A 16,496-nucleotide genomic window follows, 5' to 3' on the forward strand; every position below is an offset into this window, starting at 1 on the left:
GATGTTTGGGTTGTACAGGGATCCTTTATAAAAATAGAATCATTGTTTCATATACATTTTAGTAATGTAGAAAAATAATATTGAAGTACCCTAATAAAATCCTCCTCTTTATTATCAAAGAGGGGTTGAGGAGATTTGGCAGAGGCAAATACGAAGGCATACTCATTGCTTCATTCATTATGAGCATCTCAATGCGGTCAATTTTCCTCCTCGATTTGCTAAAAGTTTGTTAAAAATATGACATTGCTCACAGTTCTCACTCCAAAATTAGAGTATAATTGATAAGTCCTATACAACCCATAAAGGTTAGACTGCTATGCAATATCAATACAAAAACTTTGATGATTGGCTCGCCTCCAGCCCTTTCGGAGGCTCGAACCAGGCTTACGTAGAAGAAATTTACGAACAATATCTAGACGATCCACACTCCATTGATGCGTCTTGGAAAGCCATTTTTGATTCCTTCCCTTCAACCACAGTGGTTGAACAACCCCATTCTCAAGTGCGTGATTATTTCCGCAAACTAGCCCGTGAAAACATTCCGGAAGCCGTAACTGTCGTCGATCCAGAAGCAAGCACCAAACAAGTGCGTCTATTGCAATGGATTAACGCATACCGCTTCCGTGGTTACACACAAGCAAACCTTGACCCACTCAACTATTACCGCTGGAAAACCTCAAGTGTACCTGAATTGGATTACCATTACCACGGGTTTAGCGAGGCGGATTTAAACGAAACCATGACGGTCGGTAAATATGTGTTTGGTAAAGATACGATGAGATTTGCTGATCTTGCGACAGCATTAAAAGAAACCTACCTCGGCACGATCGGGCTTGAATTTATGCACGTGCAAGATATGACGCAACGCAACTGGCTCCAAGCGAAGATGGAAAGCGTGCTGAATAAACCACTTTTCTCAAAAGAAGAAAAAGTAAATTTACTTTCAGAATTGACTGCTGCTGACGGTTTGGAGCGCTACATCGGGGCGAAATTCCCTGGTGCGAAACGTTTCTCACTTGAAGGTTCTGATGCGTTTATTCCAATGATGAAAGAGATTATCCGCCACGCCAGCCGTCAAGGTGTGAATGATGTGGTGATGGGAATGGCACACCGTGGACGCTTGAATATGCTGGTTAATGTGCTCGGTAAAAAACCTGGTGAACTCTTTGATGAATTTGCGGGCAAACACGCAGATGATAACCGTACGGGCGATGTAAAATATCACCAAGGTTTCTCTTCCGATTTTGCTGTGGATGATAAAAATGTTCACTTAACTCTTGCATTCAACCCCTCTCACTTAGAGATCGTAAACCCTGTGGTTGTGGGTGCTGTACGTGCTCGTCAAGAACGGGCGGGCGATAAAACAGGCGACCACGTGTTAGCGGTTACTGTGCACGGTGACTCGGCGGTAACAGGTCAAGGCGTAATGCAAGAAACCTTAAATATGGCAAACGCTCGTGGGTATACCGTAGGTGGCACAATTCGCATTGTGATCAACAACCAAATCGGCTTTACCACGTCAAATCCGAACGACACTCGCTCAACAGAGTTCTGTACCGATATTGCCAAAATGATCCAAGCACCGATTATTCACGTAAACGGCGATGATCCAGAAGCGGTCGCTTTTGCAGCACGAATGGCAGTCGAATATCGCACTCTCTTTAAACGAGATATTTTCATCGATTTAATCTCTTATCGTCGCCACGGTCATAACGAGGCAGATGAACCATTAGCAACGCAACCGATGATGTATAGCATCATCAAAAAACACCCAACACCGCGTAAAGTGTATGAAGATCGCTTAGTCTCTGAAGGTGTAATCAATCAAGATGAAGCCATTGCGATGATGAACAATTACCGCGATGCATTAGACCAAGGCGAATGCGTTGTGCCAGAATGGCGTGAAATGGATATGGCAGCGGTCGATTGGTTACAATATCTCAACTACGATTGGACAGCTCCTTACGAAAACCAATTCCCGCAAGATCGTTTCCTAACCCTTACAAAACGTGTGGCAGAATACCCTGAAAATGTCAAAGCCCATTCTCGAGTTGAAAAAATCTACAACGATCGTAAAGAGATGGCTGCTGGTAACAAACCATTTGATTGGGGAATGGCGGAAACTATGGCCTATGCGACTTTATTAGATGAAGGCACACACGTGCGTATTTCAGGGGAAGATGCAGGTCGTGGTACCTTCTTCCACCGCCACGCAGTTGTTCACAACCAAAACGACGGTACAGGCTTTGTACCTCTTACACACTTACACGCCAACCAAGGGCGTTTCCAAGTGTGGGACTCAGTACTTTCTGAAGAAGCCGTGCTTGCCTTTGAATATGGTTTTGCAACCACAGACCCGAAAACCTTAACCATTTGGGAAGCCCAATTTGGTGACTTCGCCAACGGAGCACAAATTGTAATTGACCAATTTATCAGCTCAGGAGAACAAAAATGGGGCAGAATGTGTGGTTTAGTGATGTTGCTTCCGCACGGCTATGAAGGACAAGGCCCTGAGCACTCTTCAGCTCGCGTTGAACGTTACTTACAACTTTGTGCGGAACAGAACATCCAAGTGTGTATTCCAAGTACACCAGCACAGGTTTACCATATGCTTCGCCGTCAAGCGATTCGTAAAATGCGTCGCCCATTGGTTGCGATTACGCCAAAATCATTGCTTCGTCATCCGCTTGCGATTTCTTCATTAGAAGAACTCACAGAAGGTACATTCCAAAATGCGATTGGTGAAATTGATGCAATCGAACCAAGCCAAGTGAAACGTGTGGTAATGTGTTCAGGCAAAGTATTCTACGATTTAATTGAAGAGCGTCGCAAAAAAGCACAAACTGATGTGGCAATTATTCGTATCGAACAACTTTACCCATTCCCTTACGAAGAAGTAGCAAAAATCCTTGAGCCTTATGCGCACGTAACTGATTTCGTATGGTGCCAAGAAGAGCCTCAAAACCAAGGTGCTTGGTATTGCAGCAAACATAATTTTGAATATGTTATTCCAGAAGGCGCAAAACTTTCTTACGCAGGCAGACCAGCATCTGCCGCACCAGCGGTAGGCTACGCCTCATTACATAACAAACAACAACGTGAATTGATTGAACAAGCCTTAACACTTTAATTTAGGCTTGAGATAAAAAAGGAACCTGATATGACAACTGAAATTCTCACTCCCGTTCTCCCCGAATCGGTTGCAGATGCAACTGTCGCAACTTGGCATAAACAAGCGGGCGACCGAGTAACCCGTGATGAAGTCTTAGTCGAAATCGAAACCGACAAAGTCGTTCTTGAAGTGCCTGCACCTGTAGACGGCGTGCTTGCTGAAATCACTCAAGCAACAGGCGCAACCGTAGTGTCTTCTCAACTTTTAGGCAAAATCAACACTGCACAAGCGGGAGATTTTATCCAAAATGTTGCAAATAACGATGTTGAACCAACCCCAGCTGATCGCCAAAAATCAGCCATTGAGAACGACCATTCAGATGCAGATTCTCAAGGCCCTGCCATCCGTCGTTTACTAGCAGAACACGGCATTGAAGCGAACCAAGTGCAAGGCACAGGCGTGGGCGGTCGTTTAACTCGTGAAGACATCAACGCTTACCTTGCCAAACGTGAAGCTCAACAAGCCAAAGCGAATATTGCTACCGAACAAAACACCGTGAGCACGGTCGCTTATTCTGCACGTAGCGAAAAACGTGTGCCGATGACTCGCTTACGTAAACGTATCGCAGAACGCTTACTTGAAGCGAAAAACAGTACTGCAATGCTCACCACCTTCAACGAAGTAGATATGCAACCGATTATGAATTTACGCAAACAATATGGCGATAAATTTGAAAAACAACACGGCGTGCGTTTAGGCTTTATGTCGTTCTATATCAAGGCGGTAGTAGAAGCATTAAAACGCTACCCAGAAATCAACGCCTCTATTGATGGCGATGATGTGGTTTACCACAACTACTTCGATATCAGCATTGCAGTTTCAACCCCGCGCGGTTTAGTGACACCAGTACTGCGCAATTGCGACAAACTCTCAATGGCAGATATTGAAAAAACCATCAAAGAGTTAGCGGTAAAAGGTCGTGATGGTAAATTAACCGTAGAAGACCTCACAGGCGGTAACTTTACCATCACCAACGGTGGTGTGTTTGGCTCATTGATGTCTACCCCAATCATCAACCCACCACAAAGTGCAATTTTGGGTATGCACGCCATCAAAGATCGCCCAGTAGCCGTTGATGGTCAGGTGGTTATCCGCCCGATGATGTACTTAGCCCTTTCTTACGACCACCGTTTAATCGATGGCAAAGAGTCTGTAGGGTTCTTGGTTACCGTGAAAGATTTATTAGAAGATCCAACACGTTTGTTGTTAGAAATCTAACAAAATAAATTGAAAGGAAGTAGGGCGAATGAAAGTTCGCCCTATTTTTTGCAAAATAAAGACCGATTTTAACCGCTTGTTTTAGCAAAATCGCTAAAGGATATTTTTAGATAACGCTTCACACAGCAAATTACCAATTCAAAAACCTACGTTTTTACGGTAAAATCACGGCAATTTTTTGTAATTTTAAGTAAAGGTTAAAGTTTATGCAACAGCAATACAATCCAAGTGAAATTGAACCAAAGGTTCAACAATATTGGGCAGAAAATAAAGTTTTCAAAGCAATCAAAGACGAATCTAAAGAGAAATATTACTGTCTTTCCATGTTCCCATATCCTTCTGGCCGCCTGCATATGGGGCACGTGCGCAACTACACTATTGGTGATGTGGTTTCACGCTATCAACGTATGTTAGGTAAAAACGTGTTGCAACCTTTTGGTTGGGATGCGTTCGGTTTACCGGCTGAAGGGGCAGCGATCAAAAATAAAACGGCACCGGCAAAATGGACTTACGAAAACATCGCCTATATGAAGAAACAACTTCAACTTTTAGGCTTTGGTTTTGACTGGGATCGAGAAATTGCCACATGTAAACCAGACTACTACAAATGGGAACAATGGTTCTTCACCGAGCTTTACAAAAAAGGCTTAGTGTATAAAAAAACCTCAACAGTAAACTGGTGCCCGAACGATAAAACCGTATTGGCGAATGAACAAGTTCACGAAGGTTGCTGCTGGCGTTGTGATACACCTGTGGAGCAAAAAGAGATTCCACAATGGTTCATCAAAATTACCGATTATGCCGAGCAATTATTAGGCGGTTTAGACAATCTTCCGCAATGGCCGGATATGGTGAAAACCATGCAACGCAATTGGATCGGTCGTTCTGAAGGGGTAGAAATCACCTTTGACGTAGCGGATACCAAAGAAAAAGTGGCGGTTTACACTACTCGCCCTGATACGTTCTATGGCGTAAGCTATTTAGGGATTGCCGCAGCACACCCATTAGCTACTCTTGCTGCAGAAAATAATCCTGAACTCGCTACTTTCATTCAAGAAGCAAAAAATGCCAAGGTGGCAGAAGCTGATTTAGCGACTATGGAGAAAAAAGGGATGGCAACAGGCTTGTTCGCCATTCATCCACTCACAGGTGAAAAATTACCAATTTGGGTCGCAAACTTCGTGTTAATGCATTACGGTACAGGTGCGGTGATGGCTGTGCCTGCGCATGATCAACGCGACTACGAATTTGCCAATAAATATGGTTTGCAAATCAAACAAGTAATTGCACCGCTTGCAGGTCAAGAAATTGATTTAGCGAAAGAAGCCTTCACTGAACATGGCTCATTAATCAACTCTGCAGAATTTGACGGCAGAGATTTCGACGGTGCATTCAACGGTATCGCAGATAAACTCGAACAATTAGGCGTGGGTAAACGTCAAGTGAATTATCGCTTGCGTGACTGGGGCGTTTCTCGCCAACGTTATTGGGGCGCACCAATTCCAATGCTGACATTAGAAAATGGCGATGTAGTGCCTGCACCAATGGAAGATTTACCGATTATTCTGCCTGAAGATGTAGTAATGGACGGTGTGAAAAGCCCAATAAAGGCGGATCCAAACTGGGCGAAAACCACCTTTAATGGTACACCAGCATTAAAAGAAACGGATACCTTCGACACCTTTATGGAATCTTCTTGGTATTACGCGCGCTATACGTCACCAAAATTTGCCGAAGCAATGCTTGACAAAGACGAAGCGAATTACTGGTTACCAGTGGATCAATATATTGGTGGTATCGAACACGCTACCATGCACTTGTTGTACTTCCGCTTCTTTCACAAACTCTTGCGTGATGCAGGTTTTGTAACCAGCGATGAACCAGCCACCAAATTATTGTGCCAAGGTATGGTGCTTGCGGATGCGTTTTACTACACCAGCCCAACCAACGAGCGTATTTGGGTGAGTCCAACACAAGTGACCCTTGAGCGTGATGAGAAAGGTCGTATCATTAAAGCGACCGATCCTGAAGGTCGCGAACTGGTTCACACTGGAATGACAAAAATGTCGAAATCGAAAAACAACGGTATCGACCCACAAGAAATGGTGGAAAAATACGGTGCGGATACGGTTCGTCTATTTATGATGTTCGCTTCTCCAGCAGAGATGACTTTAGAATGGCAAGAATCAGGCGTGGAAGGAGCAAAACGCTTCTTAGGTCGTGTGTGGAATTTGGTCTATCAATACCAACAAAATCCAGCAAAAACAGCGTTAGATGTGACCGCACTTTCTGCAGATCAAAAAGCCCTTCGCCGTGAAGTGCACAAAACCATCGCGAAAGTGAGCGATGATATTGGTCGCCGTCAAACCTTCAACACCGCAATTGCGGCGATTATGGAGTTGATGAATAAACTCACCAAAGCGCCGCTTGAAAGCGAACAAGATCGTGCTGTAATGGCAGAAGCATTAAGTGCTGTAGTGCGTATGCTTTACCCAATCACACCTCATATCTGCTTTGAATTGTGGCAAACTTTGGGCTACGAAACTGCTATCGATACTGCAGAATGGGTGAAAGCCGATGAATCTGCAATGGTGGAAGATGAAAAACTAATCGTGGTGCAAGTGAATGGTAAAGTGCGTGGTAAAGTTACCGTTGCAGCAGATGCAGATGAAGAAAACGTGAAAACCATCGCCTTTGCTGATGAAAACGTGAAGAAATTTACCGATGGTCAACAAATCGTCAAAGTGATTTATGTAGCGGGTAAATTGTTGAATGTGGTGGTAAAACCATAATCCGTAGGGGGTGTGGGTTGAAAACCCACGCACCATTTTTTACGCGTGCGTGAAACGTTTACATTTCCCCCCCCTACAATAAAGGTACTTTTTATGATTAAATCAATCAAAACCTTACTGCTTGTGGCAACGGTTACAACGCTTTCCGCTTGCGGTTGGCATTTCAAAAACAACGATGTTCTTCCTCAAGAACTTCGCACATTAACCTTTGAAAGTGCTGATGAACATAGCGATATTTCACGCACACTCCGCCAACAGCTTCAATTAAATGATGTTACTTTGGTAAAAGGGCAAGAGAATATTGCCAAATTACGTTTAGTCAATGCTTCAACCAGTAGTAAAGTGGTTTCGGTATTTAAACAAGCACGTGAGGCAGAAAAATTATTAAGCTTGACCGTACAAGCGATTGTTGATGTGCCAAATAAAGGTGCTTATCCTTTAGAAGTGTCAGTGCATCGCACCTTCTTTGATGACTCTCGTGCGGCATTGGCAAAATCTGCCGAACAAGAAATGATTATGCGAGATATGTACCAACAAGCTTCTCGCCAATTGATTATCAAAATGGCAGGACTGAATAAAGAGATTAATCAACCCAAATAATAGCAACGGCGTTGCTCATATGTAGGGGCGAATTACATTCGCCCTGTTTATCTCTGCTTTAAAATAATGCTATGCTAAAACTTTTCCCAGAAGCACTTTCTCAACAACTCTCGAAAAACCTCTCTCCATTCTATCTGCTTACAGGTAGCGATTTGCTCCTGCTTAATGAAAGTAAAGATCTCATTGTTCATATCGCTCGCACGCAAGGTTTTGATGAAAAAACTGACATCACCGTGGGCAATGACACCAAATGGGATGAGATTTTTGAGATGGCTCAATCAATGGGGCTGTTTTTTAATCGTCAAATCATCATCCTCAACTTGCCTGAAAATCTGACTGCTGTGATTGCTAAACAGCTAGAAACCCTTAGCCAGCTTGCTCATAGTGATTTATTACTGATTTTCAGCTTACCTAAATTTAGTAAAGCGGTCGAAAAACAGACGTGGTTTACCAAAATTGAGTCGCAATTAGTGCAAGTAAATTGTCAAACCCCAGAAATGAGTAAACTCCCCAATTGGTTGGCTACGCGTGCGAAAACGATGGATTTACAGATTGAATCTGAAGCAGCACAACTTCTTTGCTATAGCTATGAAGGCAATTTGCTTGCCCTTAAACAGATTCTTCAACTGCTCCAACTGCGTTTTACCGACGGAAAAATTACGCTAAACCGAGCTAAAGAAGTAGTAGAACTTTCTGCTCAATTTACCCCATTCCAATGGGTTGATGCTTTACTTGAAGGTAAAACAAGCCGTGCGGTTCACATTCTACAACATCTACAAAATGAAGAAGTGCAGCCTGTCGTATTGTTACGTATTATTCAAAAAGAGCTGTTTACCCTGTTAGAAATTACCCGTTCGCCAACGCCTGTGCTTCCTAATCAAGCATTATTTACCGGTAATCTACGCACTGAATTTGACCGCTTGAAAATCTGGCAAAACCGCCGAGCTTTTTATATTCAAGCCTGCCAGCGTTTTACCTATGAAAAATTATATAGATTGATTCAAGACTTAGCCCAGCTTGAAAAAGCAGTGAAGCAAGAATTTAGTGATGATGTGTGGATAGAGCTAGAAAGGTTTTCGTTGGGGTTTAAGTAATCAAATTATCAGGCATATAGAAAACTCTATATGCCTATTTTCTAGGTTATGCCTAACAAAAACATCCCCTCTCGCTGAAAAATCAAACCGTATTGCTTAATATTTTCATCATACTCTGCAATACCTGCATAAACCGTAAGCGGTTGATTTTGCCAGAGAATTTGTAACTCCCAATAGCTTCCCATATAAACGGCATTATGCACTTCACCAATGTGTTCCGAACTTGCAAGATTTTGTGATAATTTCACCGCTTCTGGGCGGATGCCAAGTGTGTAGTGTCCATCCGCTTGCGGGAATTGCTCTTCATCAACAACTAAAAGATGTTTGCCGATTTTCAGCTGATTTCCCTGTTTTTCTGCAGGCAATAAATTCACTTCGCCCATAAATTTTGCCATAAACGCATTTTGGGGTTGGCGATAAAGCGTTTGTGGTACTCCTTGCTGGACGATCTCGCCTTTGTTCATCACAATCACCTCATCCGAAACTGCAAAAGCTTCCGCTTGATCGTGCGTCACATAAAGGGCGGTGATGTTCAGTTTTTGCTGAAGATGACGAATATTCTCTCGCATTACTCGACGAAGATTGGCATCCAGATTACTCAAAGGCTCATCAAAAAGTAGCACTTTCGGTTTTAAAATCAATGAGCGCGCCAAGGCAACACGTTGTTGTTGCCCACCCGAAAGTTGGTCGATCATTCGTTCTCCCAAGCCTGATAATTCAACTAAGGCGAGCACTTCGGCGACTCTCATCTCCCGTTCTCCTTTTCTAACGCCTTGCATTTTCAGGCTATAGCCCACGTTTTCCGCGACGGTTAAATGCGGAAATAAGGCGTAAGATTGGAACACGATGCCGATATCACGATCTTGTGGTGTAGCTTGAGTAATGTCACAATCTTCCAAGAAAATTTGACCGCTTGTGGGCAAATCTAAGCCTGCGATTAGGCGAAGAATGGTGGTTTTGCCACAACCTGATGGACCAAGCAAAGTCGTCATTGAGCCTTGTTTTAAATGTAAATTAAAGTCTTTGATGACTTCGGTATTACCGAACGATTTATGGATATTTTCTAATCTCAAATAGCCTTGCATTTCACGAACCTTTACGATCTATTAATTTATTAAAGCCCAAAATCACAAGCATCATTACTACAATGAGTGTCGCACCATAGGCAACCGCCATTCCATAATCGCCATCTTCTACACGGTTTAAAATATAGGCGGTCGCCACTTGCGTATTCGGCGTAACCAAGAAAATGATCGCACTCATTGTAGTCATTGAACGAACAAAACTAGTCACCAATGCTGAAAGCAACGCTGGGCGAAGCAGTGGCAAAATAATAAACAGAAACGTTTTAAACGGGCTAACTTTAAGCGATTTAGATGCTTGTTCAAGATTCACATCAATTTGTGCCAGCCCTGCTATGGCGGAACGCATCCCAATTGGCATATTTCTCGTCACCATGGAGAGCACAATAATCACGGCTGATCCCATAAGGTAAATCGGTGCATCGTTGAATGCCATCACATAAGAAACGCCGGCTACCGTGCCTGGAATCGCAAAGCAAAGCAAGGCGATAAATTCAAAAAAGGATTTGCCTTTGAACTGTACGCGCGTAGTTAAATAGGCGATCAATACGCCAAACAGCGCCGTAATGGGCGCAGCACAAAGTGCAAAAATCAGCGTATGAATCAGCGATGGAAAACCACCAAAATCCAAGCCTTGCCCAAATAAACGGAGATAATGTTCGATTGTAAAGCTGTGATTCACGCCCCAATTGACTACAAAACTGCCGAAGAAAATCGAACCATACAAAATCGCATTAAAGGTAATCCAAACGAGCAAAATGCAAGAAATCAACCATTTTAGACCGCTTGCAAGAGGTAAATGACTTGTTTGATTACCTTTGCCCGCTAAGGTTTGATAAGAGCGTTTGCCAAGCCATTGATATTGAATGAAAAAACTCGCTAATGAAAAGGCAAGCAAAATTACGCCCATTGTGCTTGCGGTGGTGTAATCTGGCTGTGAACCAACGATATAAAAGTAAATTTGGCTTGCTAACACATCATAATTTCCACCCAACACAAATGGCGTGCTGAAATCTGAAAGCGATTGAATAGAAGTAATCAAAAAGGAGTTTGCCAAAGCAGGTTTCAACAGCGGAAATAAAATATGGCGGAAAGTTTGGCTTGGCGAGCTTTTGAGGCTGTAACTTGCCTCTTCCAAATTAGCAGGAATAAATCGCAACGCTCCTTCAATAATCATAAATGCCATTGGTGTAAGAGCAAGCGTATGCGACAGCAAAATGCCATTAAAGCCATAAAGCCAGTTTTTGTTGATGCCGAACTGTTCAACTAAAAAATGGGTAATCGTGCCGTTTCTCCCCATCAATAGCACCACACCTAACCCGACAACAAAAGGCGGGGTCACAATCGGTAAGATTGAGAATAACTTGCTGATAAATTTCGTTTTTTTAGCAATGCGAGTAGTGTAAAGGGCAAAGCAAAGCCCAAAAAAAGTAGAAAGCAACCCAACGCTTGCAGAAACGCTAATAGATTGCCAAATTACTTTGAGTAAATGCGGTTGTTGGGAGGTTCTAAAGGCTTCATCAAGCGAAAATTTGCCATTAATATAGACAATTGCACTTAAAATCGAAAACATTGGGAAGAGGATGAAAACACAAAGGACAATCAGGCTCGCAAGCAATGTACCAATAATAAAGCGATCGCCCCGTAAAATGCCAAGTCTGGCGATGTTTTCGGTGAATAAAATAAAAATGGAGAGAAATAAAAAGAGCGTTGCGTAGCCAAAACTGGTTGCAGTGAGTTTTGCTGAGAGAAAAATCAGCCCTAAAAAAGCAACTAAAAAGCCGATTTTGGCTTTTGGATGTTTAAAAAATTCAATTGCCAATAAAGGTAAAAACCAGAGCCATGTGATATTAACACTACGCCAGCCTATTGCTACCAAAATTTCTTTTGCGGTGGAATCAAAAAGCCCATAGTGCAACGCCTGTGATGGAAACACGAGAAAGGCAAGCAAGGGCAAAATCAACCAAAATCGGGATTGGGTAGAAAACATCGGTATTTACGTTATATTTGCTCAAAGAGAAAGCGGTTAAATTTCTTCAAAATTTTGCAAATTCTAACAAAAATTTAACCGCTTGCGGGAAAATAAGGCTATTTAGCAAGTTTATCACCTAATTTTACATCTTCCACCCACTTATTGATCAGATGTTTTCCTTCTTCACTTGAGCCAAATTTATCAAAATCGTATTCCACAAAATCTAATTTTTCCGCATTTGGCATCAATGGCGAAATCTCAGCACCGATAACGGATGGTAATTGATAAAGATGATGCTCTCGCCAAGGCAATTCTTGGATCTCTTTGGTAAGCACAAAATCTGCGAAAAGTTTAGCATTATCTAAGTTACGAGCATTTTTCACAATACTGGTTCCGCCTAATGCGTAGCCTACTTTACCCTGTGGAATCACATATTCAATTGGATTGCCTTTCTCTTTTTCAGTAATGTAGGCGTGTGTAAAACCAATGCTTTCTGCTACTTCACCACGCACAAGATTAGAAGTCACTAGGTTACTTTTTGGATATTGTGAAATATTGGCATCCAATTTTTTGAGGTAATCAAAGGTTTTTTCTTCGCCCCAAAGTGAGATAAGGGTTGCCATAATGGTATAGGTTGTGCCAGATGAGCGAGGATCTGGGATTTGCAATTCGCCAGCCAACTTCGGATTGAGTAAATCTTCCCATTTTTTTGGCATCTCAAGTCCAAGAGCTTTTAATTTCTCGGTATTTACCCCTAGGCCAAGAACTAGCATATAGGTTGCAGAAGTATAGTTTCCTTTGTCCGATGCCATCAATTTTTGGAATTGTGGCAAAATGTTTGCCTGATTTTTCGGGCGATATGCTTCTAATAAACCTAATTCAGCCGCTTGAAAATGGGGGTCGATCGTACCGCCATACCAAACATCGGCTTGTGGATTTGATTTTTCAGCTTTTAATTTGCCTAAAATCGTGCCGGTACTCATTTGCGTAAAGGAAGTTTGCACATCATATTTTTCGGAGAAACGTTTTGCTACGTCTTCACACAATGCATTTTGCACCGTGCAATAAATGGTTAAACGCCCTTCTGCTTGTACATTATGAGAGGCAAGTAGTGCCGTTGTAGCTAAGCCTAAAGAACAAAGTAAAGATTTTAATTTGAGTTGCATATTCACGCTCCAAGAATGTTGTATATATAAAAGTGAATGGAGTGGACTGTATCACATAGATTGGGGGTGTCAAGTGTTAGTTTTATTCCATTCAATTATATTTAAAAACCAACAATACGATCTTTTTTTAGGCAGTTAAACATAAAATAACGACAAATTGAGATTTTTTATTTGACTTCATTTTGATAATCCGTAAAATGCACCTCGTTGTTTAGCACAACACTCCAAATGCGGGAATAGCTCAGTTGGTAGAGCACGACCTTGCCAAGGTCGGGGTCGCGAGTTCGAGCCTCGTTTCCCGCTCCATATTTCTTATCTTATGGCGTGTTAGCAAAGCGGTTATGCACTGGATTGCAAATCCATGTAGCTCGGTTCGACTCCGGGACACGCCTCCATTTTAATTTACTTTAAATTTTCATATAGAATCAATTAGCTAATTACTAGTATAAAATATCCATATTCTTATACCTATTAAAAAGGCATATAGAACCCAATTATCCCATATGCCTTTAATGTCAAATAAACATTACAACCTTATTTATTTTCAGTTGTAGATTCAACCACAGCTTTTTGCTCTGGCGCAGCTTCGTATTTTTTAATTAACTCAGCTTCTAATGCCTTTCCCTCTTTCGCCACTTGATCTAATTTCGCTTGTAATTCGCTAAAAATTTTATGCGATTCTTCCGTTGGCTGCTGAGCTACTTTTTCGCCTTCTGCCATCAATTGTATGCCTAATGCTAAGACTTCTAAAGATTTTTCTTTAAGTTGTTTCACTTTCTCATCAGTAATTTGCAAAGTATCTGCACTTTGTTTAATCGTATCAGCTTGAGCTAATAACGCTCTATTCATTACATCGCGCAATAATTTTTCATCTTTTGCTTTGTCGCCTAGTTTTTCTACTTCAGAGGTAATTGCGTTTTCGATACCTTGTTCTTGAGTTTTTTGCCATTCCCGGAATTTTTTGTAATCTTCTGCCCCCGTGTCTACTAATTCAGCAGTTTTCTCCTCGGCACTCACTTCCGTTTTTTCGTGATTGCTTGGTGCAGTTTCTGGTTTCATTCCGGTTTGGGCTGCGGGTGCTGTGTTTGCAACATTAGATGTTGTTTCTACCGGTTTATCACAAGCGGCTAAAAGTGCAGATAATAATGCAATCGCACTTAATGTTTTTAATTTAGTCATAATTAAACCTCAAAAAAATGGCTAGCGAAACACTAGCCATTGTTATTATTGTCTGAATCTAAAATTATTCGCCGAAAGTTTGTTGTAATTCAGCTTGTAATTGTTGTAACACGTTGCCTTCTTGGATAAGTTGCTGTGTTTTCTCTGCTAATGCATTTTGTGATTCAGGTGTTGGCTGAGCCATCACTTTTACAGAATCTGCTACGATTGAGCTTGATAAAGTTAAAACTTCTTTTGTTTTTGCCTTAAATGCAGCAACTAATGGGCTTTTCACCTCTACCGCATCTAAAGTTTTTACTGTTTCATCTACAGTTTTTATGAATTCAACTAATGCTGTTTCTACTTTTTGGGGGTCATTTGTTGCTAATTCAGTTTGAAGTTTTTGTTGAGCAGCGTTTGCTGCTTGCTCTTGTGCTTTGTTCCAATCTAAGATTTTTTGTAAATCTGCTTTACCTTGAGCTAACTCCTCTGCACTTAATTGCACCGCTGGTTTTGCGGTTTCAGTTTGAGCAGGTGCTTGAGCTTGTGCTGCTGGTGTTGTTGTTTCAGCTTGAGCAGGTGCTTGAGTTTGTGCTGCTGGTGTTGCTTCTGCTTTTGGTGCTTCAGCGGCTTTATCAGCTGGTTTATCACAAGCGGTTAAAAATAATGCAAATAATGCTGTTGCACTGATTTTAGTAAATTTAGTCATTTAAGTTTCCTTTGTCTAAAATAAATATCCCTCAATAGAGAGGTTTCTATATTGTACGCTGTATAGACCGACTTTCAAAATAAATGTTCCGTAAAGTCTTGTATATTTATGTAAATTTAGGCTTTTTTGTGATGTTTTTCCAAACTACGGTGGCGAATTTGCACTTTTTTGCCTTTCGCTTGAAAATATTTTGCGAGTTGTTCCGTCACAAAAACAGAGCGGTGTTTTCCTCCCGTACACCCAATGGCTATGGTCAAATAACTTCGGTTGTTTTTTTCAAGCGCAGGCAACCACATTTCTAAATAGTTGCGTGTGTGATAAATAAATTGATGCACCTCTGTTTGTCGCTCTAAAAAATCAATCACAGGCTGCTCAAGCCCCGTCATTGGGCGAAGTTCTGGGTTCCAATGCGGATTAGGCAAGAAACGCACATCAAACACATAATCTGCATCAGCTGGCAAACCATACTTAAAGCCGAAAGATTCAAATACGATATTTAGCTCTTTCTCTTGATACCCTTGTAACAACGTTCTTAAATTTTCTGCCAGTTCGTGTGAAGAAAGATGGGTGGTATCAATAATATAATTAGCTTGTTGAAGCAATGGTTCTAACAGGCGTTCTTCCAAATCAATCGCACTTTCGAGAGATAAATCTTGGCTCGAAAGCGGATGCAAGCGGCGAGAATCACTATAACGGCGAATAAGCGTGCTTCGCTCGCAGTCTAAGAACAACAATTTCACGTGATAAGGTGAAAGTTTAGCAAATAGTTCATCTAAAACTTTTGCATCTTCGGGCAAATTTCGAACATCAAGGCTCACAACCGCTGATTCTTTTGACTTCGAGAGGTACTCTGCTAATTGCGGAATTAACGGAAGCGGAATGTTATCTACGCAGTAATATCCCACATCTTCTAACGCACGTAATGCAACCGATTTGCCTGAACCTGAACGCCCGCTAATAATGATAAGTTCCATAATAAACCCACCAACTACTCTTCTGTTTCTGATTGTCTATCAATATATGCCAAAATCTGCCAGATTTCATCTGCCGATTGTGTTGCTCTGAGCTGTTTAGCTAATGCTTTATCGCTAAGTTTTTGGGCAATTTGCTGCAAACAGCCTTTGTATTTTTCACAACAGCCTTCAGGAAACATCATTGCGTAAACCAAATCAACCTCTTTATTATCACTGGCTTCATAATCAATCGGCTGTTCTAATTTAAAAAAGAGAGCAATGGGTTGATTAAGTTCAGTACAATCAGAAGGCAGTTTTGCGTGTGGTAATGCAATGCCATTACCGATGCTTGTGGAACCTAATTTTTCGCGTTTGAACAAATTTTCAAAACAGTTCACAGGGCACATTTCTTTTGTATTAAGACTGTATTCTAACTGGAGAGATTCAGCAACCGTTTTGCCCGCTAACTCTAATAAGCGTTTTTTACTTGAAACGACCACACCATAATAAATATGTTCTGGCGTTAAAAATTCTGTTAATTGCATAATAAAAGTGCCATTGAAATTCAATGGCATTCGTT

Annotated in this window: 12 protein-coding genes and 2 tRNA genes; 7 read left to right on the plus strand and 7 right to left on the minus strand. The window is 41.6% G+C overall.

The annotated features are described in order from the left end of the window. The first annotated feature begins 316 nt into the window (after window positions 1–316). The 5 genes from sucA (at window position 317) to holA (ending at window position 8,876) form a co-directional block, all read left to right on the plus strand. Entirely contained in the window at window positions 317–3,130 is a 2,814-nt protein-coding gene (gene sucA / locus B0184_RS08810; protein WP_005708391.1) for a 2-oxoglutarate dehydrogenase E1 component, read from the plus strand. 30 nt (window positions 3,131–3,160) lie between these two features. Beyond that, window positions 3,161–4,390, plus strand: a complete 1,230-nt coding sequence (gene odhB, locus B0184_RS08815; RefSeq protein ID WP_005708389.1) for a 2-oxoglutarate dehydrogenase complex dihydrolipoyllysine-residue succinyltransferase — start codon at window positions 3,161–3,163, stop codon at window positions 4,388–4,390. Window positions 4,391–4,596: 206 nt separating this feature from the next. After that, entirely contained in the window at window positions 4,597–7,182 is a 2,586-nt protein-coding gene (leuS, locus tag B0184_RS08820) for a leucine--tRNA ligase (protein WP_005708379.1), read from the plus strand. A gap of 93 nt (window positions 7,183–7,275) precedes the next feature. Continuing rightward, window positions 7,276–7,782 (plus strand): LPS-assembly lipoprotein LptE, encoded by a 507-nt coding sequence (locus B0184_RS08825; RefSeq protein WP_005708371.1) that lies wholly within the window; start codon window positions 7,276–7,278, stop codon window positions 7,780–7,782. A gap of 71 nt (window positions 7,783–7,853) precedes the next feature. After that, a complete protein-coding gene (holA, locus tag B0184_RS08830) occupies window positions 7,854–8,876 on the plus strand; it encodes a DNA polymerase III subunit delta (RefSeq protein ID WP_005708376.1) in 1,023 nt (340 codons plus the stop codon). Window positions 8,877–8,917: 41 nt separating this feature from the next. On the opposite strand, the gene B0184_RS08835 is transcribed toward holA, so the two are convergent. The 3 genes from B0184_RS08835 to B0184_RS08845 all read right to left on the minus strand — a co-directional run bounded on the left by B0184_RS08835 (window position 8,918) and on the right by B0184_RS08845 (window position 13,096). Then, window positions 8,918–9,961: an ATP-binding cassette domain-containing protein gene (locus B0184_RS08835; protein ID WP_005708380.1), complete on the minus strand. Its 1,044-nt coding sequence runs from the start codon at window positions 9,959–9,961 to the stop codon at window positions 8,918–8,920. A 1-nt stretch (window position 9,962) separates the two neighbouring features. Continuing rightward, entirely contained in the window at window positions 9,963–11,948 is a 1,986-nt protein-coding gene (locus tag B0184_RS08840) for an ABC transporter permease (RefSeq protein ID WP_078177676.1), read from the minus strand. A gap of 98 nt (window positions 11,949–12,046) precedes the next feature. After that, entirely contained in the window at window positions 12,047–13,096 is a 1,050-nt protein-coding gene (locus B0184_RS08845; protein WP_005708381.1) for an ABC transporter substrate-binding protein, read from the minus strand. Window positions 13,097–13,326: 230 nt separating this feature from the next. Here B0184_RS08845 and B0184_RS08850 point away from each other — a divergent pair. Both B0184_RS08850 and B0184_RS08855 read left to right on the plus strand, forming a co-directional pair. After that, window positions 13,327–13,402: transfer RNA gene (locus B0184_RS08850), tRNA-Gly, on the plus strand. A gap of 15 nt (window positions 13,403–13,417) precedes the next feature. Further along, window positions 13,418–13,491: transfer RNA gene (locus B0184_RS08855), tRNA-Cys, on the plus strand. Between the two features lie 139 nt (window positions 13,492–13,630). On the opposite strand, the gene B0184_RS08860 is transcribed toward B0184_RS08855, so the two are convergent. The 4 genes from B0184_RS08860 to B0184_RS08875 form a co-directional block, all read right to left on the minus strand. Continuing rightward, on the minus strand, window positions 13,631–14,275 hold the full coding sequence (locus B0184_RS08860; protein WP_005708394.1) for a hypothetical protein: 645 nt from the start codon (window positions 14,273–14,275) through the stop codon (window positions 13,631–13,633). A 64-nt stretch (window positions 14,276–14,339) separates the two neighbouring features. Next, window positions 14,340–14,963 carry a hypothetical protein gene (locus tag B0184_RS08865; protein ID WP_005708375.1) on the minus strand — a complete coding sequence of 208 codons (624 nt, stop codon included), beginning with the start codon at window positions 14,961–14,963 and terminating at the stop codon, window positions 14,340–14,342. Window positions 14,964–15,079: 116 nt separating this feature from the next. Continuing rightward, a complete protein-coding gene (gene rapZ / locus B0184_RS08870) occupies window positions 15,080–15,937 on the minus strand; it encodes an RNase adapter RapZ (RefSeq protein WP_005708392.1) in 858 nt (285 codons plus the stop codon). Window positions 15,938–15,951: 14 nt separating this feature from the next. Continuing rightward, a complete protein-coding gene (locus B0184_RS08875; RefSeq protein ID WP_039851199.1) occupies window positions 15,952–16,461 on the minus strand; it encodes a PTS sugar transporter subunit IIA in 510 nt (169 codons plus the stop codon). Window positions 16,462–16,496: the final 35 nt, after the last annotated feature.

The organism is Haemophilus paraphrohaemolyticus, from assembly GCF_002015045.1.
GTDB classification, from domain to species: domain Bacteria; phylum Pseudomonadota; class Gammaproteobacteria; order Enterobacterales; family Pasteurellaceae; genus Haemophilus_A; species Haemophilus_A paraphrohaemolyticus.

Excerpts from the sequence above, each read along its gene's own strand:
- sucA (WP_005708391.1), top strand. The coding sequence starts at position 317 with ATGCAATATCAATACAAAAACTTTGATGATTGGCTCGCCTCCAGCCCT.
- odhB (WP_005708389.1), top strand. The coding sequence starts at position 3,161 with ATGACAACTGAAATTCTCACTCCCGTTCTCCCCGAATCGGTTGCAGAT.
- leuS (WP_005708379.1), top strand. The coding sequence starts at position 4,597 with ATGCAACAGCAATACAATCCAAGTGAAATTGAACCAAAGGTTCAACAA.
- B0184_RS08825 (WP_005708371.1), top strand. The coding sequence starts at position 7,276 with ATGATTAAATCAATCAAAACCTTACTGCTTGTGGCAACGGTTACAACG.
- holA (WP_005708376.1), top strand. The coding sequence starts at position 7,854 with ATGCTAAAACTTTTCCCAGAAGCACTTTCTCAACAACTCTCGAAAAAC.
- B0184_RS08835 (WP_005708380.1), bottom strand. The coding sequence starts at position 9,961 with ATGCAAGGCTATTTGAGATTAGAAAATATCCATAAATCGTTCGGTAAT.
- B0184_RS08840 (WP_078177676.1), bottom strand. The coding sequence starts at position 11,948 with ATGTTTTCTACCCAATCCCGATTTTGGTTGATTTTGCCCTTGCTTGCC.
- B0184_RS08845 (WP_005708381.1), bottom strand. The coding sequence starts at position 13,096 with ATGCAACTCAAATTAAAATCTTTACTTTGTTCTTTAGGCTTAGCTACA.
- B0184_RS08860 (WP_005708394.1), bottom strand. The coding sequence starts at position 14,275 with ATGACTAAATTAAAAACATTAAGTGCGATTGCATTATTATCTGCACTT.
- B0184_RS08865 (WP_005708375.1), bottom strand. The coding sequence starts at position 14,963 with ATGACTAAATTTACTAAAATCAGTGCAACAGCATTATTTGCATTATTT.
- rapZ (WP_005708392.1), bottom strand. The coding sequence starts at position 15,937 with ATGGAACTTATCATTATTAGCGGGCGTTCAGGTTCAGGCAAATCGGTT.
- B0184_RS08875 (WP_039851199.1), bottom strand. The coding sequence starts at position 16,461 with ATGCAATTAACAGAATTTTTAACGCCAGAACATATTTATTATGGTGTG.